Annotated in this window: 24 protein-coding genes and 1 tRNA gene; 20 read left to right on the top strand and 5 right to left on the bottom strand. The window is 70.8% G+C overall.

The window, feature by feature from the left end:
• Positions 1–4: 4 nt before the first annotated feature.
• Genes hisI through HZF07_RS01415 form a run of 4 tightly spaced genes read left to right on the top strand, consistent with a single transcriptional unit; the run spans position 5 to position 1,601 of the window.
• Entirely contained in the window at positions 5–355 is a 351-nt protein-coding gene (hisI, locus tag HZF07_RS01400; protein WP_309504219.1) for a phosphoribosyl-AMP cyclohydrolase, read from the top strand.
• Entirely contained in the window at positions 348–935 is a 588-nt protein-coding gene (locus HZF07_RS01405; RefSeq protein WP_157346416.1) for a Trp biosynthesis-associated membrane protein, read from the top strand. Before hisI ends, HZF07_RS01405 begins: the two co-directional genes overlap by 8 nt.
• 44 nt (positions 936–979) lie before the next feature.
• On the top strand, positions 980–1,171 hold the full coding sequence (locus HZF07_RS01410) for an HGxxPAAW family protein (protein WP_157346417.1): 192 nt from the start codon (positions 980–982) through the stop codon (positions 1,169–1,171).
• Between the two features lie 46 nt (positions 1,172–1,217).
• Positions 1,218–1,601, top strand: coding sequence for a DUF2752 domain-containing protein (locus HZF07_RS01415; RefSeq protein WP_181644628.1), 384 nt, complete (start codon positions 1,218–1,220; stop codon positions 1,599–1,601).
• 4 nt (positions 1,602–1,605) lie between these two features.
• Here the strand turns inward: HZF07_RS01415 and HZF07_RS01420 are convergent, their stop codons facing one another.
• On the bottom strand, positions 1,606–1,920 hold the full coding sequence (locus HZF07_RS01420) for a DUF4190 domain-containing protein (protein ID WP_309504221.1): 315 nt from the start codon (positions 1,918–1,920) through the stop codon (positions 1,606–1,608).
• Positions 1,921–2,013: 93 nt separating this feature from the next.
• Between HZF07_RS01420 and trpC the strand changes: the two genes are divergently transcribed.
• The 8 genes from trpC to pyk all read left to right on the top strand — a co-directional run bounded on the left by trpC (position 2,014) and on the right by pyk (position 13,964).
• Positions 2,014–2,796, top strand: a complete 783-nt coding sequence (trpC, locus tag HZF07_RS01425; protein WP_157346421.1) for an indole-3-glycerol phosphate synthase TrpC — start codon at positions 2,014–2,016, stop codon at positions 2,794–2,796.
• Entirely contained in the window at positions 2,793–4,016 is a 1,224-nt protein-coding gene (trpB, locus tag HZF07_RS01430) for a tryptophan synthase subunit beta (protein ID WP_157346423.1), read from the top strand. The genes trpC and trpB overlap by 4 nt, the downstream gene beginning before the upstream one ends.
• Positions 4,013–4,792: a tryptophan synthase subunit alpha gene (trpA, locus tag HZF07_RS01435; protein WP_181644629.1), complete on the top strand. Its 780-nt coding sequence runs from the start codon at positions 4,013–4,015 to the stop codon at positions 4,790–4,792. The genes trpB and trpA overlap by 4 nt, the downstream gene beginning before the upstream one ends.
• Complete coding sequence (locus HZF07_RS01440) at positions 4,785–5,381, top strand: SCO family protein (protein ID WP_309504223.1); 597 nt, start codon at positions 4,785–4,787, stop codon at positions 5,379–5,381. The genes trpA and HZF07_RS01440 overlap by 8 nt, the downstream gene beginning before the upstream one ends.
• A gap of 18 nt (positions 5,382–5,399) precedes the next feature.
• Positions 5,400–6,287 (top strand): prolipoprotein diacylglyceryl transferase, encoded by an 888-nt coding sequence (lgt, locus tag HZF07_RS01445; RefSeq protein ID WP_157346425.1) that lies wholly within the window; start codon positions 5,400–5,402, stop codon positions 6,285–6,287.
• 120 nt (positions 6,288–6,407) lie between these two features.
• The gene (gene gltB / locus HZF07_RS01450) at positions 6,408–10,967 is read left to right on the top strand and encodes a glutamate synthase large subunit (protein ID WP_181644631.1); all 4,560 of its coding nucleotides are present in this window, start codon (positions 6,408–6,410) and stop codon (positions 10,965–10,967) included.
• Positions 10,960–12,429 (top strand): glutamate synthase subunit beta, encoded by a 1,470-nt coding sequence (locus HZF07_RS01455; protein WP_157346427.1) that lies wholly within the window; start codon positions 10,960–10,962, stop codon positions 12,427–12,429. The genes gltB and HZF07_RS01455 overlap by 8 nt, the downstream gene beginning before the upstream one ends.
• Positions 12,430–12,497: 68 nt before the next feature.
• The gene (gene pyk / locus HZF07_RS01460; RefSeq protein ID WP_181644632.1) at positions 12,498–13,964 is read left to right on the top strand and encodes a pyruvate kinase; all 1,467 of its coding nucleotides are present in this window, start codon (positions 12,498–12,500) and stop codon (positions 13,962–13,964) included.
• Between the two features lies 1 nt (position 13,965).
• Here pyk and HZF07_RS01465 read toward each other — a convergent pair.
• A tRNA-Leu gene (locus tag HZF07_RS01465) sits at positions 13,966–14,041 on the bottom strand.
• Between the two features lie 119 nt (positions 14,042–14,160).
• Here HZF07_RS01465 and HZF07_RS01470 point away from each other — a divergent pair.
• The 6 genes from HZF07_RS01470 to HZF07_RS01495 all read left to right on the top strand — a co-directional run bounded on the left by HZF07_RS01470 (position 14,161) and on the right by HZF07_RS01495 (position 19,435).
• On the top strand, positions 14,161–14,340 hold the full coding sequence (locus HZF07_RS01470) for a hypothetical protein (RefSeq protein WP_157346429.1): 180 nt from the start codon (positions 14,161–14,163) through the stop codon (positions 14,338–14,340).
• Positions 14,341–14,386: 46 nt separating this feature from the next.
• Entirely contained in the window at positions 14,387–15,004 is a 618-nt protein-coding gene (locus HZF07_RS01475; RefSeq protein WP_181644633.1) for an ANTAR domain-containing response regulator, read from the top strand.
• Positions 15,005–15,194: 190 nt separating this feature from the next.
• Entirely contained in the window at positions 15,195–16,487 is a 1,293-nt protein-coding gene (locus HZF07_RS01480; RefSeq protein ID WP_198346516.1) for a branched-chain amino acid ABC transporter permease, read from the top strand.
• A gap of 17 nt (positions 16,488–16,504) precedes the next feature.
• Positions 16,505–17,680 (top strand): branched-chain amino acid ABC transporter permease, encoded by a 1,176-nt coding sequence (locus HZF07_RS01485; RefSeq protein ID WP_157346431.1) that lies wholly within the window; start codon positions 16,505–16,507, stop codon positions 17,678–17,680.
• Entirely contained in the window at positions 17,673–18,641 is a 969-nt protein-coding gene (locus HZF07_RS01490; RefSeq protein WP_157346433.1) for an ABC transporter ATP-binding protein, read from the top strand. The genes HZF07_RS01485 and HZF07_RS01490 overlap by 8 nt, the downstream gene beginning before the upstream one ends.
• The gene (locus HZF07_RS01495; RefSeq protein ID WP_309504226.1) at positions 18,638–19,435 is read left to right on the top strand and encodes an ABC transporter ATP-binding protein; all 798 of its coding nucleotides are present in this window, start codon (positions 18,638–18,640) and stop codon (positions 19,433–19,435) included. Before HZF07_RS01490 ends, HZF07_RS01495 begins: the two co-directional genes overlap by 4 nt.
• A 148-nt stretch (positions 19,436–19,583) precedes the next feature.
• Here HZF07_RS01495 and HZF07_RS01500 read toward each other — a convergent pair whose 3' ends face one another.
• Positions 19,584–20,930, bottom strand: a complete 1,347-nt coding sequence (locus HZF07_RS01500) for an ABC transporter substrate-binding protein (protein ID WP_198346517.1) — start codon at positions 20,928–20,930, stop codon at positions 19,584–19,586.
• A 134-nt stretch (positions 20,931–21,064) separates the two neighbouring features.
• The gene (locus HZF07_RS01505) at positions 21,065–21,787 is read right to left on the bottom strand and encodes a DUF554 domain-containing protein (RefSeq protein ID WP_309504228.1); all 723 of its coding nucleotides are present in this window, start codon (positions 21,785–21,787) and stop codon (positions 21,065–21,067) included.
• 160 nt (positions 21,788–21,947) lie between these two features.
• Here HZF07_RS01505 and HZF07_RS01510 point away from each other — a divergent pair, with 160 nt between their 5' ends.
• On the top strand, positions 21,948–22,511 hold the full coding sequence (locus tag HZF07_RS01510; RefSeq protein WP_157346437.1) for a GNAT family N-acetyltransferase: 564 nt from the start codon (positions 21,948–21,950) through the stop codon (positions 22,509–22,511).
• Here the strand turns inward: HZF07_RS01510 and HZF07_RS01515 are convergent.
• On the bottom strand, positions 22,508–22,954 hold the full coding sequence (locus HZF07_RS01515) for a PaaI family thioesterase (RefSeq protein WP_157346439.1): 447 nt from the start codon (positions 22,952–22,954) through the stop codon (positions 22,508–22,510). The two genes, HZF07_RS01510 and HZF07_RS01515, sit on opposite strands and share 4 nt — an antisense overlap.
• Before the next feature lie 42 nt (positions 22,955–22,996).
• On the opposite strand from HZF07_RS01515, the gene polA reads away from it, so the two are divergent.
• Entirely contained in the window at positions 22,997–25,666 is a 2,670-nt protein-coding gene (gene polA / locus HZF07_RS01520) for a DNA polymerase I (RefSeq protein ID WP_181644634.1), read from the top strand.
• Positions 25,667–25,668 lie beyond the last annotated feature (2 nt).

The following is a 25,668-nucleotide window of genomic DNA, read 5'->3' on the forward strand; positions in this document are numbered from 1 at the left end:
ACCCGTGACCACGCTCGACCCCGCCATCGCCGAGAAGCTGAAGCGCACCGCCGAGGGGCTGGTGCCTGCGGTGGTCCAGCAGCACGACACCGGTGAGGTGCTGATGCTCGGCTGGATGGACGACGAGGCGCTGGCCCGCACGCTGGCCACGGGCCGGGCGACGTACTGGAGCCGCTCGCGCGGGGAGTACTGGGTCAAGGGCGAGACGTCGGGCCACCACCAGCACGTCAAGGAGGTGCGCCTCGACTGCGACGGCGACACCCTGCTCGTCAAGGTCGACCAGGTCGGCGTCGCGTGCCACACCGGCGACCGCACCTGCTTCGACGCGGCCCTGCTGAGCGGCGACGATGGCTGAACAGCAGAAGAGCAGGCGACGGACGTTCGGCCCGGTCGTCCTGCTCGGCCTCGCGGCCGGCGGCCTGACGGCGATCGCCGGCAGCCAGCAGGTCGTCGACGGCGAGGGCAGCGCGCGCACGGCCAACAGCGGGCTCGCGCTGACGTTCAAGGGCGACCTGCCGCTCGTGACCGCTCTGGGGCTGGTGGCGCTCGCCTGCTGGGGCGTGCTGCTCGTGACCCGCGGCAAGGTACGGCGGGGCGTCGCCGCACTCGGCACCGTGGCGGCCGCCGGCGCGCTCGTGGCGACACTGGCGGCCTACCCCCAAGTGACCGACGACCTGCGCGCCGAGCTCGCCCAGATCGGCATCACCGACCCCGACCTCCACCACACCGCGTGGTACTGGCTGGCGGTGGCCGGCGCCGCGCTCGCCGTCGTCGCTGGCGTGCTCGCCGTGCGCTGGGCGCCGCAGTGGCCGGAGATGGGCAGCCGCTACGACGCACCGACGGCGCCGACCGCACCGGCGGCCGCGCCGACCGAGGAGCAGAGCAGCCTCGACCTCTGGAAGGCGCTGGACGAGGGCCGCGACCCCACCGCATAGAATGCCGCCAGCGTCATCCGATCGAGTGCTCGAGGAGCCCCCGCATGTCTGCAAACCACGGCAACACCCCCGCTGCCTGGACGGCCGTCTCGGTCGCCATGCTCGGCTTCGTCGTGGGAGCGGTCGGCCTGATGCTGGAGCCGGTCAACTGGGTCGTCTTCTGGGTCGGCGTCGCGCTTGGCGTGGGCTCGTTCGTGCTGTTCCTGGTGATGGCGAAGCTTGGTTTCCACGAGTAGTCCAGCCACTGCCAGTGCGGCTCCCACCGCCTCGCGGTGGGAGCGGGTGCGTACGCCGGCGCTCGTGATCGGCGGCCTGGCCGCCCTCACCCTCGCCCTGCACCTGCGCGACCCGCACCAGCACGCGTCGTGGGGGCTGTGCCCGAGCGCGGCCCTCGGCGTCTACTGCCCCGGGTGCGGCGGCCTGCGGGCGGTCAACGACCTCACCCACGGCGACGTCGGCGCGGCCGCATCGAGCAACCTGCTGCTCGTCGTCCTGATGCCCGCGCTCGTGGCGCTGCTCGCGCTCTGGGCGGCCGACCGCTGGCGCGGGCGGACCCGAAGCATCGACGGACCCCGAGCCCGAGCAGTGCTCATCGGGCTCGGCGTCGTCGCTGCGGCCTTCACCGTGCTGCGCAACCTGCCGGCAGGGGCCTGGCTCGCCCCCTGACCGGTCAGGTGGCGTAGACCAGGATGTTGATCAGGATGCCGACCACCGACAGCGCGGTGCCGATGATGCCGCAGATGTAGCCGGCGTTGACCTGGCCGCGGCCACCGAACTGGGTGGGGTTCGCGTCGATCTCGCTGAGCGCCGACCGGCCCATGATGATGGCCGGGATGCCGGTGAAGAGTCCGCAGCACACGATGCTCAGGATGCCGAGCACCAGGATCAGGGTCGCGCGCGGGTGGTTGGCGGGGGGCATTCCGCCGTACGGCGGCTGCGGCGCGCCGTACTGCGGCGGCGGGGGAGGCGGGTCGGAGTAGCTCACGGTGTCTCCTTCGTCGGCCGGTCCGTCTGCCGGCTCTGTCCAGCGGACACTACCCAGCGACGGCCGCCTCACTCCGCGTGAAACACTGGGGACATGTCCGTGCTCGACGAGATCGTGGCCGGCGTACGTGCCGACCTCGCCGAGCGGGAGGCCGTGACGAGCCTGGCCGACCTGCGTGCTGCCCTCGCCGACGTCGACCCGCCGCGCGACCCGATGCCGCACTTCCGCGCGCCCGGCTCGAGCGTGATCGCCGAGGTGAAGCGGCGCAGCCCCAGCAAGGGCGACCTCGCCGACATCCCCGACCCCGCGCAGCTGGCGCAGCGGTACGCCGCCGGCGGGGCCGCCGCGATCAGCGTGCTCACCGAGCAGCGCCGCTTCGGCGGCAGCCTCGACGACCTGCGCGCCGTCCGCGCCGCGGTCGACACCCCGGTCCTGCGCAAGGACTTCATCGTCACCAGCTACCAGCTGGTCGAGGCCCGGGCCGCTGGCGCCGACCTCGCGCTGCTGATCGTCGCCGCGCTCGACGACGACGCGCTGCGCCGCCTGCACGACGAGGCCCGCGAGCTGGGCCTGACCGTGCTGGTCGAGGTGCACGACGAGGCCGAGACCGAGCGCGCGGTGGCGCTCGGAGCCGAGCTCGTCGGCGTCAACGCGCGCAACCTCAAGACACTGGAGATCCACGCCGACACGTTCGGCCGGCTGGCGCCGCTGGTCCCAGACGACCGGGTGCTGGTCGCCGAGAGCGGGATCTTCGGGCCCGCCGACGTGAAGCGGTTCGTCTCCGAGGGGGCCCGCGCGGTGCTCGTCGGTGAGGCACTGGTCAAGGACGGCGACCCCGAGGCCGCCGTCGCAGCGATGACAGGAGTTGAGGCATGACCACGGCATCGTCCAGCTTTGGGGCCGACGAGCGGGGGTGGTTCGGTGACTTCGGCGGGCGGTTCATGCCCGAGGCCCTGGTCGCCGCGCTGGACGAGCTCACGGTCGCCTGGCAGGAGGCGATGGCCGACCCGAGGTTCGTCGCCGACTTCGAGCAGATCCTGCGCGAGTACGCCGGCGTGCCCAGCCCGCTCTACCACGCCGAGCGGCTCAGCCAGCGGGCCGGCGCCCGCATCCTGCTCAAGCGCGAGGACCTGAACCACACCGGCGCGCACAAGATCCGCAACGTGCTCGGCCAGGCGCTGCTCACCAAGCGGATGGGCAAGTCGCGGGTGATCGCGGAGACCGGCGCCGGTCAGCACGGTGTCGCGAGCGCCACCGCCGCGGCGTACTTCGGGCTCGACTGCACGGTCTACATGGGCTCGGTCGACACCAAGCGCCAAGCGCTCAACGTCGCCCGGATGAACCTCCTCGGCGCCAAGGTCGTCGCGGTCGACTCCGGCAGCGCGACGCTCAAGGACGCCATCAACGAGGCGCTCCGCGACTGGGTCGCGAGCGTCGACCACACGGCGTACCTCTTCGGCACGGCCGCCGGGCCGCACCCCTTCCCGAGCATGGTCCGCGAGTTCTGCCGCGGCATCGGCGACGAGGCGCGCGCCCAGTGCCTCGAGCAGTACGGCGTCGTGCCCGACGCCATCGCGGCCTGCGTCGGCGGTGGCTCCAACGCGATCGGGCTGTTCACCGCGTTCCTCGACGACGAGGCCGTGGACATCTACGGCTTCGAGGCCGGGGGAGAGGGCTACGACACCGGCCGGCACGCCGCCACCATCCACGCCGGCGAGCGCGGGGTGCTGCACGGCGCCCGCACGTTCGTGCTCCAGGACGAGGACGGCCAGACCACGGAGTCCCACTCGATCTCGGCCGGCCTCGACTATCCCGGCGTCGGGCCGCAGCACGCGCACCTCGCGGACGTGCAGCGCGCGACGTACCTCCCGGTCACCGACGCGGAGGCGATGGACGCGATGGCGCTGCTGGCCCGCACCGAGGGGATCATCCCGGCGATCGAGTCCGCGCACGCCCTCGCCGGAGCGCTGCGGCTCGCGGAGGAGCGCCCGGGGCAGACCATCCTGGTCAACCTCTCCGGTCGCGGCGACAAGGACATGGGCACGGCGCTCGAGTACTTCAAGCTCGGCAGCCCCGACGAGGAGACCGGTTCGTGAGCACCACCAGCACCGCCTTCGCGACGGCGAAGGCGGAGGGCCGCGCCGCGCTGGTCGGCTACCTGCCGGCCGGCTTCCCCGACGTCGAGGGATCGATCCAGGCCCTCACGGCGATGGTCGCGGCCGGGTGCGACGTGATCGAGGTCGGCCTGCCCTACAGCGATCCGATCATGGACGGCCCGATCATCCAGTCGGCGGTCCAGCAGGCCCTCGACGCCGGCTTCCGCCTCGACGACGTCTTCCGGGTGGTGGAGGCCGTCGCCGCGACCGGCACCCCCACGCTGGTGATGACGAGCTGGAACCCCGTGGAGAGGCGTGGTGTCGAGCGCTTCGCGCAGCAGCTGCACGACGCCGGCGGGGCGGGGCTGATCACTCCCGACATCACGCCCGACGTCGCCCAGGACTGGATCGCCGCCGCCGACGCCCACGACCTCGACAAGGTGTTCCTGGTCGCCCCGTCGAGCACCGACGAGCGGATCGCGATGACGACCAGCAGCTGCCGGGGCTTCGTCTACGCCACCGGCATCATGGGCGTGACCGGCACCACGCAGGCGACCGCGGAGGGGGTGGCTCCCCTGATCGCCCGGACGAAGGCCACCACCCAGCTCCCCGTCGGCGTCGGCGTCGGCGTGAGCACCGGTGCCCAGGCGGCCGCCCTGTCGGCGTACGCCGACGGCGTGATCGTCGGCTCGGCGTTCGTCCGGGCGCTGCCCGACGGATTGCCCGCGCTGGCGGCGCTGACCGAGGAGCTCGCCCAGGGTGTCCGGCGTGCGTAGGGCGGCCGCCACCGTCGCCGCCCTGCTCCTGACGCTCACCGCCTGCGGCGGTGACGACAGCGCCGGCGGCGAGCTGTCCGGCACCGAGCTCGACCCGCCGTTCGAGGTGTCCTCGACGCCGCTGGTCGACACCGACGGCGCGCCGTACTCGCTCACCGAGGACACCGACAAGGACCTCACGTTGGTCTTCTTCGGCTACATCCACTGCCCGGACATCTGCCAGACCGTGATGGCGAGCCTGGCCACCGCGATGACCCGGCTCGACGAGCGTGACCGCGAGCGTGTCGACGTCGTCTACGTGACGACCGACCCGGCCCGGGACACCGGCCCGGCGATCAAGGAGTACCTCGACCACCTCGACCCGGAGTTCGTCGGCCTGACCGGCGACCTGGACACCATCGTCGACGTCGCGAAGCCGCTCGGCGTCGGCATCACCCAGGGCGAGAAGCTCCCGTCGGGCGGCTACGACGTCACCCACGGCACGACGATCACCGGGATCGACGCCGACGACCAGGGCACGATCTACTGGGGCGAGGACACCTCGTCCGCCGACTTCGCCGCCGACATCCACACGCTGCTCAACGACTGACCCGATGACAGAGGGCCCATGCTGCTGACCGCACTCTCGATCCCCAGCCCCTCGGCCGGGACCTGGTCCCTCGGGCCGCTGCCGATCCGGGGCTACGCGCTCGCGATCATCCTCGGCATCGTCGCGGCCATCTGGATCGGCGAGCGTCGCTGGGTGGCCCGCGGCGGCACGCCCGGGGACGTCCAGGACATCGCGATCTGGGCGGTGCCCTTCGGCCTCGTCGGCGGCCGGCTCTACCACGTGCTCACCGACAGCCAGCTCTACTTCGGAGCGGGGGAGCACCCGATCGAGGCGCTCTACGTGTGGCGCGGCGGCCTCGGCGTCTGGGGAGCGATCGGTCTCGGCGCCGTGGGTGCGGTCATCGGCGCCAAGCGCAAGGGCATCAGGCTCCTCCCGGTGCTCGACGCGCTCGCTCCCGGCGTGCTGGTCGCGCAGGCGATCGGGCGCTGGGGCAACTGGTTCAACCAGGAGCTCTTCGGCAAGCCGACCGACCTGCCCTGGGGGCTCGAGATCGACCCCGAGCACCGCCCGCTCGGGTACGCCGACCAGGCGACGTTCCACCCGACGTTCCTCTACGAGAGCCTGTGGTGCCTGGCCGGGTTCGCGGTGCTCGTGTGGGCCGACCGCCGGTTCCGGCTCGGCCACGGCCGCGTGGTCGCCCTCTACATCATGATCTACACGCTGGGTCGGGGCTGGATCGAGATGCTGCGCATCGACAGCGTGGAGCTCTCCGACGTCGGCGGGCTCCGCTTCAACGTCTGGACCTCGATCGTCCTGTTCGTCGGTGCGCTCGTCTGGTTCGTGGTCAGCGCGAGGATGCAGCCCGGCCGGGAGGAGCGCGTGTACAACACCACACCCGAGGACGTGTCCGCCGCCGAAACAGACGCGACGGAGACCGGCGCGTAGGTGTTAGCCTGTTCCCTCCGCTAGGGCCAATGTCGTCCCCTGCCTGCACAGCTGATCCGCCTGCGCCGGCCCGACAATGTCGTGGGGCCGAGCGGCGCTGAGACGACGGGAGAATGCCCGGTGCCGTTCTCGCACGCATTCCCGCCGCCCCAAGGGCTCTACGACCCTCGCCACGAGCACGACGCGTGTGGCGTGGCCTTCGTCGCGACCCTGACTGGTGTGGCCAGTCACGACATCGTGAAGAAGGGCATCACCGCCCTCCGCAACCTCGACCACCGCGGAGCCGCGGGCGCCGAGCAGAACACCGGCGACGGCGCCGGCATCCTGCTCCAGGTCCCCGACGCCTTCCTGCGCGCGGTCACCCGGGAGGCCGGCTTCGAGCTGCCCCCGCAGCACGGGTACGCCGTCGGCACGGCGTTCCTGCCGGCGGACGCCGAGCAGGCCGGCAAGGCCAAGGCCCGGATCGAGGAGATCGCCGCCGAGGAGGGCCTGACGGTCCTCGGCTGGCGCGACGTGCCGACCGACCCGGCCGAGCTGGGTGGCATGGCGCTCGGCGTGATGCCGTCGTTCGCCCAGCTCTTCGTCGCCGGCGCCGGGTCCCGGGTCACCGGGATGGCGCTGGAGCGGCTCGCGTTCTGCCTGCGCAAGCGCGCCGAGCACGAGGCCGACGTCTACTTCCCGTCGCTGTCGTCGCGCACCCTGATCTACAAGGGCATGCTCACGACCGACCAGCTCGACAAGTTCTTCCCCGACCTGCTCGACGAGCGGGTCACCTCCGCGCTGGCGGTCGTGCACTCGCGGTTCTCGACGAACACGTTCCCGAGCTGGCCGCTGGCCCACCCCTTCCGGTTCATCGCCCACAACGGCGAGATCAACACCGTGATGGGCAACCGCAACTGGATGCGTGCCCGCGAGGCGCTGCTCGCCTCCGACGTCATCCCCGGCGACCTGGAGCGGCTCTACCCGATCTGCACCCCCGGTGCCTCCGACTCCGCGTCGTTCGACGAGGTGCTCGAGCTGCTGCACATGGGCGGCCGCTCGCTGCCGCACTCCGTGCTGATGATGATCCCGGAGGCGTGGGAGAACCACGGCGAGATGGACGCCAAGCGGCGTGCCTTCTACAAGTTCCACTCCGCGCTGATGGAGCCGTGGGACGGCCCGGCCTGCGTCGTGTTCACCGACGGCTCGCAGATCGGCGCGGTGCTCGACCGCAACGGCCTGCGCCCCTCGCGCTACTGGGTCACCGACGACGGCCTCGTCGTGCTGGCCTCCGAGGTCGGCGTGCTCGACATCGACCCGGCGACCGTGGTCCGCAAGGGCCGGCTGCAGCCGGGCCGGATGTTCCTCGTCGACACCGACGAGCACCGGATCATCGAGGACGAGGAGGTCAAGTCCGAGCTCGCGGCGGAGCACCCCTACGACGAGTGGCTGCACGCCGGCCTGATCCACCTCGACGACGTGCCCGACCGTGAGCACATCGTGCACACGCACGCGTCGGTCACCCGCCGCCAGCAGGTCTTCGGCTACACCGAGGAGGAGCTGCGGATCATCCTCACGCCGATGGCCAACGGCGGCGCCGAGCCGCTCGGCTCGATGGGCACCGACACGCCGATCGCGGCGCTCAGCGAGAAGCCCCGGCTGCTCTTCGACTACTTCAGCCAGCTGTTCGCCCAGGTCACCAACCCGCCGCTCGACGCGATCCGCGAGGAGCTCGTGACCTCGCTGGCCGGCACCATCGGCCCCGAGGCCAACCTCCTCGAGCCGGCGCCGGCGTCCTGCCGCATGGTCCAGCTGCCGTTCCCGGTCATCTCCAACGACGACCTGGCCAAGATCCGGCACATCAACCGCGACGGCGACATGCCGGGGTTCATCACCCACGTCTCCCGGGGCCTCTACCCCGTCGACGGCGGGGGAGCGGCGATGGCCGAGCGGATCGACGAGATCTGCCAGGAGGTGTCCGCGGCGATCGCCGACGGCGCCCGGATCATCGTGCTGTCCGACCGCCACTCGACGGCCGACCAGGCCCCGATCCCGTCGCTGCTCCTGACCGGCGCCGTGCACCACCACCTCGTGCGCGAGAAGACCCGCACCCAGGTCGGGCTGCTGGTCGAGGCCGGCGACGTCCGCGAGGTGCACCACGTCGCCCTGCTCGTCGGTTACGGCGCGGCCGCGGTCAACCCCTACCTGGCGATGGAGTCCGTCGAGGACCTCGCCCGCGAGGGCTACTACGTCGCGGTCGACGGCGAGACGGCGGTCAAGAACCTCGTCAAGGCGCTCGGCAAGGGCGTCCTCAAGGTGATGTCCAAGATGGGCGTCTCCACCGTCGCGTCCTACACGGGTGCCCAGATCTTCGAGGCGGTCGGGCTCTCCCAGGCGGTCGTCGACAAGTACTTCACCGGCACCACGTCCAAGCTCGGCGGCGTCGAGCTCGACGCGATCGCCGAGGAGGTCGCGCGCCGGCACGCCTCGGCGTACCCGCGCGGTGGCATCGCGCCCGCGCACCGCGAGCTCGAGATCGGCGGGGAGTACCAGTGGCGCCGCGAGGGCGAGCCGCACCTGTTCGACCCCGAGACGGTGTTCCGGCTGCAGCACTCCACCCGCACCGGTCGCTACGACATCTTCAAGCAGTACACCTCGCGGGTCGACGAGCAGTCCGAGCGGCTGATGACGCTGCGCGGCCTCTTCCGGTTCAAGGACGCGGAGGGGACCGGCCGCCAGCCGGTCCCGATCGACGAGGTCGAGCCGGTGTCCGAGATCGTCAAGCGGTTCTCGACCGGCGCGATGTCCTACGGCTCCATCTCCAAGGAGGCGCACGAGACCCTCGCGATCGCGATGAACCGGCTGGGCGCGAAGTCCAACACCGGTGAGGGCGGCGAGGACCCCGACCGTCTCTACGACCCCGAGCGGCGCAGCTCGATCAAGCAGGTCGCCTCGGGCCGCTTCGGGGTCACCTCGGAGTACCTCACCAACGCCGACGACATCCAGATCAAGATGGCGCAGGGCGCGAAGCCCGGCGAGGGCGGCCAGCTGCCCGGCAACAAGGTCTACCCGTGGGTGGCCAAGACCCGGCACTCGACGCCGGGTGTCGGCCTGATCAGCCCGCCGCCGCACCACGACATCTACTCGATCGAGGACCTGGCGCAGCTGATCCACGACCTCAAGAACGCCAACCCGCAGGCCCGCGTCCACGTGAAGCTGGTCTCCGAGGTCGGCGTCGGCACGGTCGCGGCGGGGGTCTCGAAGGCGCACGCCGACGTGGTCCTGATCTCCGGCCACGACGGCGGCACCGGCGCGGCGCCGCTGACCTCGCTCAAGCACGCCGGCGGCCCGTGGGAGCTCGGCCTGGCCGAGACCCAGCAGACGCTGCTGCTCAACGGCCTGCGCGACCGGATCGTGGTGCAGACCGACGGGCAGCTCAAGACCGGCCGCGACGTCGTCGTCGCGGCGCTGCTCGGCGCCGAGGAGTTCGGCTTCGCGTCGGCGCCGCTGGTGGTCTCCGGCTGCATCATGATGCGGGTCTGCCACCTCGACACCTGCCCCGTCGGCGTCGCGACCCAGAACCCCGTGCTCCGGGAGCGCTACTCCGGCAAGGCCGAGTACGTCGTGAACTTCTTCGAGTTCATCGCGGAGGAGGTGCGCGAGCTGCTCGCCGAGCTGGGCTTCCGCAGCCTCGACGAGGCGATCGGCCAGGTCGGCAGCCTCGACGTGGCCGAGGCGGTCGACCACTGGAAGGCGGCGGGTCTCGACCTCACGCCGATCCTGCACCAGCCGGACCTGACGGCGTTCCCGGACCAGACGCTCTACCGCACCAAGTCGCAGGACCACGCGCTGGAGAAGTCGCTCGACCTCACCGAGCTCGTCCCGCTGGCCCGGCCGGCGATCGAGAGCCGCGAGCCGGTGCGCGCCCAGGTCAAGATCCGCAACGTCAACCGCACCGTCGGCACGATCCTCGGGCACGAGGTCACCAAGAAGTACGGCGGTGAGGGGCTCCCCGAGGGCACGATCGACCTGACCTTCACCGGGTCGGCCGGCCAGTCGTTCGGCGCGTTCGTGCCGCGGGGCATCACGCTCCGCCTCGAGGGCGACGCCAACGACTACGTCGGCAAGGGGCTCTCCGGCGGGCGGATCGTGGTCCGGCCGGACCGCGCCGCGACGTTCCGGGCCAACGAGCAGATCATCGCCGGCAACGTGATCGCCTACGGCGCCACCTCGGGTGAGATCTTCATCCGCGGCGGCGTGGGCGAGCGGTTCTGCGTCCGCAACTCCGGCGTCCGCGCCGTGACCGAGGGCGTGGGCGACCACGGCTGCGAGTACATGACCGGCGGCCGTGTGGTCGTGCTCGGCAAGACCGGCCGCAACTTCGCCGCCGGCATGTCGGGCGGCGTCGCCTGGGTCCTCGACCTGAAGGAGCAGCGGGTCAACACCGAGCTCGTCGAGCTCGGGCCGGTCGCCGGCGAGGCGGCCGAGGAGCTCCAGGAGCTGGTCCGCACGCACCTCGAGGAGACCGGCTCGACGGTCGCCGAGGAGCTGCTCGCCGACTGGGGGGCCGCACTGGCGCGGTTCACCCAGGTCATGCCCACCGACTACCGCAAGTCGCTCGAGGCGAAGGCCAAGGCGGAAGCCGACGGCCTCGACGAGAACGAGACTGCCCACGCCATGATGGAGGCCCTCCATGGCTGACCCCCGCGGATTCCTCAAGGACGGTCGCGAGGTCGCGACCCGGCGTCCTGTCGAGGAGCGAGTCAACGACTGGAACGAGGTCTACCCCGGCAGCGCCGGGCGGGCCCTGCTCCCGATCATCACCACCCAGGCCGGGCGCTGCATGGACTGCGGCATCCCGTTCTGCCACCAGGGCTGCCCGCTGGGCAACATCATCCCCGAGTGGAACGACCTGGTCTGGCGCGACGACTGGGAGGGCGCTATCGAGCGCCTGCACGCGACCAACAACTTCCCGGAGTTCACCGGTCGCCTCTGCCCGGCCCCGTGCGAGACCGCCTGCGTCCTGGGCATCAACCAGGACCCGGTGACGATCAAGAACGTCGAGGTCTCGATCATCGACAAGGCGTGGGAGTCCGGCCTGGTCCGGCCCCAGCCGCCGGAGTGGCTCTCGGGCCGCACGGTCGCCGTGGTCGGCTCCGGGCCGGCGGGTCTCGCCGCCGCCCAGCAGCTCACCCGCGCCGGCCACACGGTCGCGGTCTACGAGCGCGCCGACAAGATCGGCGGGCTGCTGCGCTACGGCATCCCCGAGTTCAAGATGGAGAAGAAGCACCTCGACAAGCGTCTGGAGCAGATGCGCCGCGAGGGCACCGTCTTCCGCGCCGGCGTCGACGTGGGCGGCGAGCAGCTGACCGCCGACCGGCTCCGGGAGCGGTACGACGCCGTCGTGCTCGCGATGGGCGCGACCGAGGCCCGCGACCTGCCGGTGCCGGGTCGCGAGCTCGCGGGCATCCACCAGGCGATGGAGTTCCTGCCGCAGGCCAACCGGGTCGCGCTGGGCGAGGAGGTGGCCGATCAGATCGTGGCCACCGGCAAGCACGTCGTCATCATCGGCGGCGGCGACACCGGTGCCGACTGCCTCGGCACCTCGACCCGCCAGGGCGCCGCCTCGATCACGCAGCTCGAGATCCTGCCGGAGCCGCCGGAGTCGCGTCCGGCCGGGCAGCCGTGGCCGACGTACCCGATGATCTTCCGGGTCTCCTCGGCCCACGAGGAGGCCGGCGACCGCATCTACGGCGTCTCGACCCAGGAGTTCCTCGGCGACGAGCACGGCAACGTGCGGGCGCTGCGGCTGGTCGACGTCGTCTTCGAGGGCGGCAAGCTCACCGAGGTCGAGGGCACCGAGCGGGAGATCCCGGCCGACCTGGTGCTCTTCGCGATGGGCTTCCTCGGTCCCGAGAAGCCGGGCCTCGTCGAGCAGCTCGGCGTGGACCTCGACGAGCGCGGCAACGTCAAGCGCGACGCGTCGTACGAGTCCTCGGTGCCGGGCGTGTTCGTCGCCGGCGACGCCGGCCGCGGCCAGTCGCTGATCGTGTGGGCGATCGCGGAGGGACGGGCCGCCGCCTCGGCGGTCGACCGCTTCCTGACCGGCTCGACGACGCTGCCCGCGCCCATCAAGCCGACCGAGCGTCCTCTCGTCGTCTGAGCGATTTCACAGCAGATGCACGGGGAGTTTGGTCTTTCCGAGTTAAAAGTCGGGGTAGGGTGAGGTACGTGCGTAGAGCCAAGATCGTCTGCACCCTGGGTCCCGCGGTGGACTCGCCCCGACGCGTCCGAGAGCTGGTGTATGCCGGCATGGACGTCGCCCGGCTGAACATGAGCCACGGAGACCACGAGGACCACGCCGAGCGCTACCGGATGGTCCGTGAGGCCTCCGACGCGAGCGGTCACGGGGTCGCCATCCTCGCCGACCTGCAGGGCCCCAAGATCCGTCTCGAGACCTTCGCCGACGGCCCGGTCACGCTGCGTCGTGGCCAGGAGTGGGTGATCACCACCCGCGACGTCGAGGGCGACGACACGATCTGCGGCACGACGTACAAGGGCCTGCCCGGCGACGTGAACATCGGCGACCCGCTGCTCATCGACGACGGCAAGATCCGGCTGCGGGTCACCAAGGTCGAGGGCACCGACGTGCACACCGAGGTGCTGGTCGGCGGTCCGGTCAGCAACCACAAGGGCATCAACCTGCCCGGGGTCGCGGTGTCCGTGCCGGCGCTGTCGGAGAAGGACATCGAGGACCTGCGCTTCGCGCTGCACCTCACCGTCGACTACATCGCGCTGAGCTTCGTGCGTGACGGCAAGGACGCGGACGACGTCCGCCGGATCATGGACGAGGAGGGTGTCCACCTCCCGATCATCGCCAAGATCGAGAAGCCGCAGGCCATCGACAACCTCGACGACATCATCGCGGCCTTCGACGGCTTCATGGTCGCCCGCGGCGACCTCGGCGTGGAGTGCCCGCTCGAGGACGTGCCGTTCCTGCAGAAGCGGATCGTCGAGAAGGCCCGCCTCAACGCCAAGCCCGTCATCGTCGCGACCCAGATGCTCGAGTCGATGATCCACAACCCCGCGCCCACCCGCGCCGAGGCCTCCGACGTCGCCAACGCCGTGCTCGACGGCGCCGACGCGGTCATGCTCTCCGGCGAGACCAGCGTGGGGGAGTACCCCGTGCACACGGTCGAGACCATGGCCCGCATCGTCGAGGCCACCGAGGAGCACGCGCTCCAGGCCGTCGACCGCGTCCGGGTCGCCGAGATCGACTGGGACCCGCACACCAAGAGCGGCGTGATCGCCAAGGCCGCCGAGGAGGTGGCCGAGCGGGTCGGCGCCAAGTACGTCGTCGCGTTCACCCAGTCCGGCGACTCCGCGAAGCGGATGTCGCGGCTGCGCGGCCCGATCCCCATCCTCGCGTTCACGCCCGTCGCGGCCGTGCGCTCCCAGCTCGCCCTGAGCTGGGGCGTCGAGACCTTCCTGACCGCGACGGTGGAGCACACCGACGAGATGGTCCGCCAGGTCGACGAGCAGCTGCTCCAGATCGGCCGCGTCAAGGAGGGCGACCTCGTCGTCATCATCGCCGGCGCGCCCCCGGGCATCCCCGGCTCCACCAACGCGCTGCGCATCCACCGGATGGGCGACGCCATCAACGAGGTGGCTCCGGCGTACAAGCGCGCCGCCCGCTGAGTGGTGCCCCGGGTGGGATTCGAACCCACACTGGACGGTGTTTGAGACCGCTTCCTCTGCCGTTGGGATACCGGGGCCGACAGCGCCAGAACCTTAGCCGACCCCGCGCCGCCGACCCCTCTTGGCTAAAGTCGATCGAGATACTACAGTTTGGCCGAGACGGAGTAGCGCGGGCTCGGACAGCAGGGAGATCGTCATGGGGATCGGTGCGCAGATCGACGGCTGGGCCCGCCGCAGCCAGGAGCGGGCGGTGGTCAACGCCCGCGAGGCGTCGACGGCGCTGAGCCGCCGCCGGGTGGAGCGCGAAGAGGTCGACCTCTTCCTCCGGGCCCACGCCCCGGCGCCGGCCCCGCTCGGCGTACGACGTCCGGCCTGACGGCCGGTTCCCGTCCGCAGGGGGCGGGCCGGTTAGCCTTCTCCCCGTGACCGAGCCGACCGCCACCCCGACCTCGACGAGCGCCGCGCGCCGCGTCGTGATCGCCGAGGACGAGGTCCTCATCCGGATGGACCTCGCCGAGATGTTGGCCGAGGAGGGCTACGAGGTCGTCGGCCAGGCCGGCGACGGGCAGACCGCGATCGACCTCACCGAGCAGCTGCGGCCGGACCTGGTCATCCTCGACGTCAAGATGCCGGTCCTCGACGGCATCGCCGCGGCCGAGCGCATCGCCCGCGACCGGATCGCCCCGGTCGTCATCCTGACGGCCTTCTCCCAGCGTGACCTGGTCGAGCGCGCCCGCGACGCCGGCGCGATGGCCTACCTCGTCAAGCCGTTCAGCCAGACCGACCTGGTGCCTGCGATCGAGATGGCGGTGAGCCGCTTCGCGGAGCTCTCGATGCTCGAGGCCGAGGTCGCCGACCTCACCGAGCGGCTCGAGACGCGCAAGGCCGTCGAGCGCGCCAAGAGCGTGCTGCAGGAGCAGCTGGGGCTGAGCGAGCCCGACGCGTTCCGCTGGATCCAGAAGACCGCGATGGACCTCCGGCTCTCGATGCGCCAGGTCGCCGACGGCGTCATCGCCCACGGCCCCGGCATCGCCGGCTGAGCGCGGAGGTCCCCTCCGGAACGTCACGCGCACGTCACGCTTCGGTAAAGGCTCCGCGCGACCCGCGTGGCGTCGCGGGGTGAGTGGCGCGGACCACATCCTTTGACCCTAGACTGCCCTGCGAACCCGGCCGGGTTCTGGAATTGGGAGGACCGAGTTGAAGTCTCGACACGCTGTCCGCGAACGGGCGGTGGTCAGGGGGGTAGCGGGACTCGTCCTCGCGCTGCTGCTCACACCGCTGATCGCGCTGATTTCCTCGGGAGCGGCCAACGCCGTGGACACGCTGTGCCTGGCGGAGGCCGACAAGACGGCCTGCATCGCCGGCACGCTGCGCACCGAGGCCGACGTCGTCCCCGACGTGACGCTGACGATCACCGGACCCGGTGGCTTCTCCGAGGAGGTCACCACCGGCGAGACCGGCAAGTGGAACGTCCAGGTCACCGAGCCGGGCGCCTACGTCGTCAAGATCGACGAGGACAGCCTCCCGGACGACGTCGTGACCGACCACCCCGAGGTCACGATCAACGTCGGACGCCTCGGAGCGACCCAGGCGGCCACGCTCGACGTCCGCACCGGCTCGTACAGCGCTGAGTCGAGCAAGTTCGACGAGCTGGTCCAGAGCACCGTCAACGGCCTGCGGCTCGGCCTCCTGCTGGCGCTGGCGTCCGTCGGTCTCTCGCTGATCTACGGCACGACCGGCCTCTCGAACTTCGCCCACGCCGAGCAGGTCACGCTGGGCGGCATCCTCGGCTACTACCTGATCAACCGGGGCGGCCTGAGCCTGATCGTCGGCGGCATCCTCGTGGTCGTGATCTGCGCGTTCACCGGCTGGTTCCAGGACCGGGTGCTGTGGCAGCCGCTGCGTCGGCGCGGACTCGGCCTCACCCAGCTCATGATCGTGACGATCGGCCTGTCGCTGGCCCTGCAGTACTGCTACCAGTACTTCGTGGGTGCGCGCACGGTCCGCGTCGTCCAGGATAACCCCGAGGTCTCCACCTTCGGCCCGATCACCATCACCAACCAGTCGATCGTCGCGATGGCGATCTCGGTGGTCGTGCTCGCCGCGGTCGGCTACGCGCTGCTGCGGACCCGGATCGGTCGGGCCACCCGCGCCGTCTCGGACAACCCGGCACTCGCGGCGGCCTCCGGCATCGACACCGACAAGGTGATCCGGCTCGTGTGGACGGTCGCGATGGCCCTGGCGGGCCTCTCCGGTCTGCTCTACGCCCTGGTCACCAACGGCATCAAGTGGGACACCGGCCTCCAGATCCTGCTGCTGCTCTTCGCAGCGGTGACGCTCGGCGGCCTCGGCACCGCGTTCGGTGCGTTGCTCGGCGCGCTGATCATCGGCCTCGTCGTCGAGATCTCGCCGGTGCTGGGGATGCCCGGTGACTTCAAGTACGCCACGGCGCTGCTCATCCTGATCCTGCTCCTGCTCGTGCGGCCCCAGGGTCTGCTCGGCAAGCCGCAGCGGGTCGGGTAAGGGAGGGACTGACGACCATGGACACCATCCAGCTCATCCTCAACGGCATGATGCGCGAGGCGCTGTCTCCCCAGACCGCAGCCGTCGCGATCGCCGTCATCGGTCTCAACATCCACTTCGGCTTCACCGGCCTGCTCAACATGGGCCAGTCGGGCTTCATGCTGCTCGGCGCCTACGGGTTCGCGATCTCCATCTGGCACGACCTGCCGATGGTGGTGGGCCTGCTCTTCGGCTTCGGCGCCGCGCTGATCTTCGCGCTGATCCTGGGCGCACCGACCCTGAAGCTGCGCGGTGACTACCTCGCGATCGTGACGATCTCGGCCGCCGAGATCATCAGGTACGTCGGACGCTCAGCGCTCCTGACGGACTTCACCGGCTCCGCGCAGGGCATCCCCGGCAGCCAGTACCGCTCGTCGTTCACCGGCCTCTCGTTCTTCGGCAGCGGCTCCTTCACGCTGATCCCCTTCAACTACACCGATGTCGCCGACGGCGCGGCGTGGGTGCGGGTGCTCGGCTGGGCCATCGCGATCGCGATCGTGGTCGTGCTCGTCTTGCGGCTGCGCCGGGGTGGCGCCTTCAACGGCATCGCCCAGGCAGCGCTGATGGGCCTGCTGCTGGTGGCCGGCGTGTTCCTGCTGTTCTTCCTCTTCCCGGTGCCCAACCAGCGCACCGGCGTCAACGGCTGGTGGGTCCGCTTCGTGGCCTGGGGCCTGGTGCTGCTGTGCACCTTCGTCGTCTACCTCCTGGTCCGCAGCCCGTGGGGCCGCCTCCTGCGCGGCATCCGCGAGGACGAGGACGCGATCCGCTCGCTCGGCAAGAACGTCTTCTCGATCAAGATGCAGGCGCTCATCATCGGTGGTCTGTTCGGCGCGCTGGGCGGCATCGTCTACGTGCTGCCGGCCAGCGTGCAGCCGGACTCCATGGGTCGTTCGCTGACGTTCTTCTGCTACACGGCGCTGCTCATCGGTGGCGCGGCGACGATCTTCGGCCCGGTCCTGGGTGCGGTGATCTTCTTCGCGGCCCGCATCGGCATCAAGTACACCGCCGCGGCGTACGTGCCTGACAGCATCATGAACAACCAGCAGACCGAGCAGTTCTCCTACATCGTGGTGGGCGTGGCGCTGATGCTGATCGTGATCTTCCGACCGCAAGGCATCCTGGGCAACAAGAGGGAGCTCCGATTCAATGTCTGACCAGACCGTTGCCTCGCGCAACCTCGCCGACCCGGTGGCCCGGCGCGAGCTCGTCTCGGGCTTCGATGCCTCCCCGGGGGGCAGCAAGCCGGACTCGATCCTGCTCGTCGACAAGATCACCCGCCAGTTCGGCGGCATGACCGCCGTCGACGTCGAGCACCTCGAGGTCCAGCGCGGTCTGATCACCGCGCTGATCGGCCCCAACGGTGCCGGCAAGACCACGTTCTTCAACCTGATCACCGGGTTCGACCGGCCGACATCCGCCGGCAAGGGTGCGCACTGGGCCTTCGACGGGCGCACGCTCGACAAGACCTCGGCGTCCAGCGTCGCGCAGGCCGGCATGGTTCGCACGTTCCAGCTCACCAAGGCGCTGAGCGCCATGACGGTGATCGAGAACATGATGCTCGGCGCGCAGAACCAGGCCGGCGAGAACCTCTTCAAGTCGATGTTCCGCGGCTCGTGGCGCAAGCAGGAGCAGGAGATCGAGGCGAAGGCCGACGAGCTGCTCGCCCGCTTCAAGCTCTACGAGAAGAAGGACGACTACGCCGGCAGCCTGTCCGGCGGCCAGCGCAAGCTGCTCGAGATGGCACGCGCGCTGATGAGCGACCCGAAGATGATCATGCTCGACGAGCCGATGGCGGGAGTGAACCCGGCGCTGACGCAGTCGCTGCTGGGTCACATCCAGGGCCTCCGCGACGAGGGCATGACCGTGCTCTTCGTCGAGCACGACATGCACGTCGTCCGCCACATCTCCGACTGGGTCGCGGTGATGGCCGAGGGCCGTCTCGTGGCCGAAGGCCCCGCGGACACCGTGATGTCGAACCCGGCCGTGATCGACGCCTACCTGGGCGCCCACCACGACACCGACCTCGGCGACGACGCCCTCCTCAGTGACGAGGCGTTCGAGCAGATCGAGGGAGAGGTCGAGGCGGAGCGCGAGGCCGAGGAGGAGCAGCAGTGAGCGAGCAGCAGATGAGTGGCACCGGCGTCGCGACCGGCCAGCGGGCGGTCGTCGAGGCCAAGGACGTCGTCGCCGGCTACCTCCCCGGGGTCAACATCCTCAACGGGTGCAGCCTGGTGGCCTACCCGGGCGAGATGATCGGCATCATCGGCCCCAACGGCGCCGGCAAGTCGACCCTCCTCAAGGCGATGTTCGGCCTGGTGAAGGTGCACTCCGGGTCGGTGACGCTGGGCGACCGCGACATCACCAACCTGCGCACCAACCAGCTCGTGGAGATGGGCGTCGGCTTCGTGCCGCAGACCAACAACGTGTTCCCCTCGCTCACCATCGAGGAGAACCTCCGGATGGGGCTCTTCCTGCGCCCCAAGCGGATCCGCGAGCGCCTCGACGCGATGTGGGACCTCTTCCCCAACCTGCACGAGCGTCGCGACCGCAGCGCCGGCGCCCTCTCGGGCGGCGAGCGGCAGTCCCTGGCGATGGCCCGGGCGCTGATGATGGAGCCGTCGGTGCTCCTGCTCGACGAGCCGTCGGCCGGGCTGTCGCCCGTGCGCCAGGACGAGACCTTCCTCCGCACCCGCCGGATCAACAAGACCGGCGTCTGCGTGGTCATGGTGGAGCAGAACGCCCGGCGCTGCCTGCAGATCTGCGACCGCGGCTACGTGCTCGACCAGGGCCGCGACGCGCACTCCGGCACCGGCCGCGAGCTCGCCAACGACCCGAAGGTCATCGAGCTCTACCTCGGCACGCTCGCCAAGGACGTCGACGAGTCCAAGAGCGGCGACGCCCCGGCCTGACACCCGCAGCGACGACGTACGTCGGACGGCCCGCTCCCCGGTCGGGGAGCGGGCCGTTCTGCGTGTGCAGGGAACATGTACTGGGAACGACAAGGGGCCCCGGACCGAAGTCCGGGGCCCCTCGCAGAACTCAGAGGTGATCGTCAGATCACTTCTTGCCCTCCACGGTGCTGGTGAGCTCGTTCTTGTTGCTGGCGTTGAAGGTGTAGATGCCGACGAACGCCGACGACGGGTCGTTCTCGTCGTCGATCGGGCCGATACCCGACGGGCCGGTGTACTTGATCTCCTTGCCGTCGGTGATCATCGCCGCGCAGTCGGCGAAGGAGGTGCACTCCTCGCCGCCCGTGGCGCCCGAGACGGCCGCGTAGTTCTTCTGGATCGTCTCGGAGTCGGTCGCCCCGCCCTTCACCGCGGCGAGCGCGGCGAGGATCGTGGCGTCGTAGGACTCGGCGCCGTAGGCGTAGTCCTTCAGCGGCTTGCCAGTGGCCTGCTCGGACCAACCGCTCAGGCGGTCCTTGAAGCCCTGCTCCGGGTCGGCACCGGGGATGGTGCCCTGGGCGCCCTCGAGGGTGCCCTTGGCGAAGTCGGCGCTGTAGTCGGCCGTGTTGCCGTCGGAGAAGTAGGTCTTGGCCATGTCCCAGCCCTGAGCCTTGAGCTCGGGGACGATCGACTTGGTCTCGTCGAAGGCGAGCACGACGATCGCGTCGGGCTTCGCGGCGAGGACGCCGCTGACCTCGGCGGAGAAGGTCGTCTGGCCGGCCGGGAACTCGTCGCCGTCGCCCTTGCAGCCGTAGACGCAGGAGCCGCCGGCACCCTCGACGGTCTGCTGGACCGCGTTGCGCAGACCGGTGCCGTAGGTGTCGTTGAACACCAGGAAGCCGACCTTCGAGTACCCGTCCGTGGAGATCAGGGTGCCGAGCGCGTTGCCCTGGACGCCGTCCGGCGGGGCGGTGCGGAAGTACCACGGCGAGTAGCCGGAGAGGTCGACCGCGGTGTTGGCGGGGGAGACCTCGACGATCTTGTTGTCGGCGAAGGTGTCGACGACGTTCAGCGAGACGCTGGACGACGCGGCGCCGATGACGACCGACGGCTTGCTGGCGACCAGCGTTCCGGCGGACGCGGTGGAGACCGACATGTCGGTCGAGTCACCGGAGTCCTGGATGTCGTGGCACGCCGCGACGCCCTCGACGCCCGCGGCGTTGATGTCCGAGACCGCCAGCCCCACGCCCGCGACCTCCGGGGGACCGAGGAAGGCGAGGTTGCCCGTGAGCGGCAGGATGCCGCCGACGCGCAGGGTGTCGGCGCTGGTCTGGTTCGCGGCGCACTCGTCGTTGGTGAACGAGTCCGCGGCCGGAGCCGACTCCGAGGAAGAGGGGGTGTCCTCGGCCTGCGGCTCGGAGTCGTTGGAGTCGTCGCCGCATGCGGTGAGGGCGAAGCTGAGGACGGCGGTGCCCGCCATCAGCCGCACCCAGGTGGCGGTTGTGGATCGATTCACGGGGTGAACCTTTCTGTCTGTCGCGTTGATGCACTGCGCCCGCCTCCCGAAAGGCTGGGCAAGGGCCCTGCCACCGTAGGACTGGCCACCAGGTGCGGGGTCGTACGGCACCCTGTCGTTAGCGAACCGTTACGTCAATGGAACGCGCCTACGAGCGCGGTCAGAATCGGTGCGACCAGCAGCGCGGGCAGCAGGTCGGCGACGGGGATCTCGCGGATCCGGAGCAGGCGGAGCGCGACGCCGACCAGGAGCAGGCCGCCGGTGGCGGTGATCGCGGCGAGGTGGGCGTCCGGCAGGACGTCGCCGAGGGCGAGGCCGAGCAGCGTGAGGCCGCCCTGGATGACGACGATCGTCACGGCGCTGGCGGCGACGCCCCAGCCGAACGACGCGGCGAACGCGATCGCGGCGAACCCGTCGAGCGCCGCCTTGAGGAACAGCTGCTCGGCGCCGTTCCCCAGCCCGTCGTTGAGCGAGCCGAGGATCGTCAGCGGCCCGGTGCAGAAGACGAGCGAGGAGACGACGAAGCCCTCGATGAACCGGTGCCGCTCGACGGAGTCCGCGTCGCTCTCGAGCTTGGTCTGCAGCCAGCCGCCCACGCCCTCGACCCGCTCCTCGAGCCGCAGCGCCGAGCCGGTGATGCCGCCGATCAGCAGGGAGCCCAGCACGATCAGCATCGGCGCCGCGTCGCCGACCTGGTCGGCGAGCTCGTCGTCGAGCACGGCCATGGCCGAGGTCCCGGCGATGAGCAGGGTCACGAGGCCGAGGGCGTCGGTGACCAGGTCGCGGGTGCGCACCGGGAGCCGATTGCCGAGGAGGACGCCGATCGTGCAGCCCAGCAGCACGGTGGCGACGTTCACGATGGTGCCGATTCCGGGTATCAACGCGCTCCTCGGGTACTCCCTCTGTCCGGACGGGGTGCCTGAGCGTAGTCTCTTCCGGTGGAGCCGCGTTCGGGGGACAGGGAGACGCGGAGGACGGCGAAAGGCCGGTTGAGGTAATGGCGCGATGAGTCGTTCGATGGTGACCCTTCGCAGCGCGACCCTCGAGGACGCGCCCCTGCTCGCAGAGCTGTGGCAGGACATCGCCCGCAGGACCGGCCCGGAGGACGTCGTCGCCGACATGGCCGCCGTCGTCGCGGCTGCCCAGGAGTGCGAGCGGCAGCGGATCGTCGTCGCCGAGTACGACGGGCAGTTCGCCGGTGCGGTGCACCTGGAGCGCACCACGATGTCGGCGATCAACCTCGAGCCCGTCGTGCGCGCGCTCTCGCCGCACGTGCTCACGCCGTTCCGCCGGCACGGCATCGGCACGGCGCTCATGGACGCCGCCGTGACCTGGGCCGAGGAGCACGGCATCGGCCACGTCGCGACCGCGGCGGTCGCCGGGTCCCGCGACGCCAACCGATTCATGGCGCGGATCGCCCTCGGCCCCTACGCCACGCTGCGCGTCGCCGCGACGCACGCCGTCCGCGCCCGGCTGTCGCTCCACCGGCGGCCCGCCACCACCGGCAACCCGCGCCAGGTGACCCAGGTGCTCGCCGCCCGCCGCTCGCTGCGGCGCTCGCGGGCGGGCGTCCAGGGCTAGCTCGGGGCGTAGCGCTCGCGCGGCATCAGCGCACAGGTGATGCGCGAGGTGCACACCCGCTTGCCGCGCTCGTCGGTGATGACGACCTCGTAGGTCGCCGTCGTACGGCCGAGGTGGATGGCCGTGGCCGTGCCGGTGACGGTGCCCGAGGTGGCCGAGCGGTGATGGGTGGCGTTGATCTCGATGCCCACCGACAGCCTGTCGGGCTGGGCGTGGATCGCCGACCCGACCGAGCCGAGCGTCTCGGCGAGCACGACCGAGGCGCCCCCGTGGAGCAGGCCGTAGGGCTGGGTGTTGCCCTCGACCGGCATCGTGGCGACCACGCGCTCGGCCGAGATCTCGACCAGCTCGATGCCCATCTTGTCGTTGAGCCCACCCATCCCGAAGGGCATCTGGGCGAGGAAGTCGTCGATGTCCAGCGCGTCGTCAGCGGAGGAGGTCATGCACCCATCCTGCCTGTCGGTGGCCGCCGATAGAGTCGCAGGGTGCCACGCCTGCTGCTGCTCGACGGACACTCGCTCGCCTACCGCGCCTTCTTCGCGCTCCCGGTCGAGAACTTCTCGACCACGACGGGCCAGCACACCAACGCCGTCTACGGGTTCACCTCGATGCTCATCAACGTGCTGCGCGACGAGCAGCCCACCCACGTGGGCGTTGCGTTCGACGTCTCCCGCCAGACCTTCCGGCTCGAGCAGTACTCCGAGTACAAGGCCAAGCGCAACAAGACCCCGTCGGAGTTCAGCAGCCAGCTGCCGCTGATCGAGGAGGTGCTCGACGCCCTCAACATCCCGTTCCTGAAGAAGGAGGGCTACGAGGCCGACGACATCATCGCCACCCTCGTCACCCAGGCCCTCGAGGACGAGGAGATGGAGGTCCTGATCCTCACCGGCGACCGCGACTCGCTCCAGCTGGTGACCGACCGGTCCACGGTGCTCTACCCGATGCGCGGCGTCTCCGACCTGGCGCGCATGACGCCGGCCGCCGTCGAGGAGAAGTACGGCGTGCCGCCCTACCGCTACCCCGAGCTCGCGGCGATCGTGGGGGAGACGTCCGACAACCTGCCCGGCGTCCCCGGCGTCGGCCAGGGCTTCGCCGCACGGTGGATCAACCAGTACGACGGCCTCGACAACGTCATCACCCACGCCGACGAGATCACCGGCAAGAAGGGCGAGGCGCTGCGCGAGCACCTCGGCGACGTGATCCGCAACCGGCAGCTCAACGCCCTCGTCCGCGACCTGCCGCTCGACAAGGCGCCGGCCGATCTCGCCGTGCAGCCCTGGGACCGGCACGAGGTGCACACGCTGTTCGACGGTCTGGAGTTCCGGGTGCTGCGCGACCGGCTCTTCGAGACGCTGACCTCCGAGGAGGAGATCGACGACTCCGGGTTCGCGCTCGCCGGCTCGGTGCTGGGCGCCGGTCAGGTGGCCGGCTGGCTGGCCGAGCACGCCGCGAGCGGTGATCGGGTCGGTCTGCACGTCGCCGGCCGCTGGGGAGCCGGCAGCGGCGAGGTCACCTCGGTCGCCCTGGCCACCGCCGACGGCACCGCCGCCTGGCTCGACGCCGACGACCTCGCGCCCGACGACCAGGCCGCGCTCGCCGGCTGGCTCGCCGATCCCGCGCGGCCCAAGGTGCTGCACGACGCCAAGGGCCCGATGCTCGCCCTGGCGGCCTGGGGCACCCCGCTGCACGGCCTCGCGCGCGACACCGCCCTCTCGGCGTACCTCGCCCGGCCCGACCAGCGCTCCTACGACCTCGCCGACCTCACGGTCCGCTACCTCAAGCGCGAGCTCAAGCAGGGTGGCGCCACCGACGACGGCCAGCTCAGCCTCGGCCTCGAGGACGAGCCCACGGGTGAGGTCGAGATGCTGCACGCCCGCGCCGTCCTCGACCTCGCGGCCGCGCTCGACGACGAGCTCGAGGAGCGCGGCGGCACCCGCCTGCTCGCCGAGGTCGAGCTGCCGCTCGTGGACCTGCTGGCGACGATGGAGCAGACCGGCATCGCCGTCGACGTCGAGCACCTCGAGGGCCTCGAGAGCCACTTCGGGACCGAGGTCCGCACGGCCGCCGACGACGCCTACGCCGTCATCGGCAAGGAGATCAACCTCGGCTCGCCGAAGCAGCTCCAGGTGGTGCTCTTCGACGAGCTCGACATGCCGAAGACCAAGCGCACCAAGACCGGCTACACCACGGACGCCGACGCCCTCCAGGCGCTCTACGTCAAGACCGAGCACCCGTTCCTGCTGCACCTGCTGCGGCACCGCGACGTCTCCCGGCTGCGGCAGACCATCGAGGGGCTGCTCAAGACCGTCGCGTCCGACGGCCGCATCCACACGACGTTCAACCAGACGATCGCGGCCACCGGCCGGCTGTCGAGCACCGACCCCAACCTGCAGAACATCCCGATCCGCACCGAGGAGGGACGCCGGATCCGGGAGGCGTTCGTCGTGGGGCCGGGCTTCGAGTCCCTGATGACCGCCGACTACAGCCAGATCGAGATGCGGATCATGGCGCACCTGTCCGAGGACGCGCTGCTGATCGAGGCGTTCAGGTCGGGCCGCGACTTCCACTCGATCACCGCAGCCCGCGTCTTCGACGTCGCCGCCGACGACGTGACCGTCGAGATGCGGGCCAAGATCAAGGCGATGAACTACGGCCTCGCCTACGGGCTGTCCGCCTTCGGCCTCGGGCAGCAGCTCGGCATCGACCCGGGCGAGGCGCGCGGGCTGATGGACGAGTACTTCCAGACCTTCGGCGGTATCCGCGACTACCTCGGCGGCGTGGTCGAGGAGGCCCGCAAGACCGGGTTCACCGAGACGATCATGGGCCGCCGGCGCTACCTGCCCGACCTCACCAGCGACAACCGGCAGCGCCGCGAGATGGCCGAGCGGATGGCGCTCAACGCGCCGATCCAGGGCTCGGCGGCCGACCTCATCAAGGTCGCGATGCTCAACGTGCAGCGCGAGCTGGTGGCCGCCGGCCTGCGGTCCCGGATGCTGCTCCAGGTCCACGACGAGCTCGTGTTCGAGGTGGCGACGGGGGAGCAGGAGGCGCTGGAGACGCTGGTGCGCCAGCAGATGGGCGGCGCCGCCGACCTCGCGGTCCCGCTCGACGTCTCAGTCGGCTTCGGTCGCAGCTGGCACGACGCCGCGCACTAGCC

Origin of the sequence: Nocardioides agri, assembly GCF_013778305.1 — a bacterium.
GTDB classification, from domain to species: Bacteria; Actinomycetota; Actinomycetes; order Propionibacteriales; family Nocardioidaceae; genus Nocardioides; species Nocardioides agri.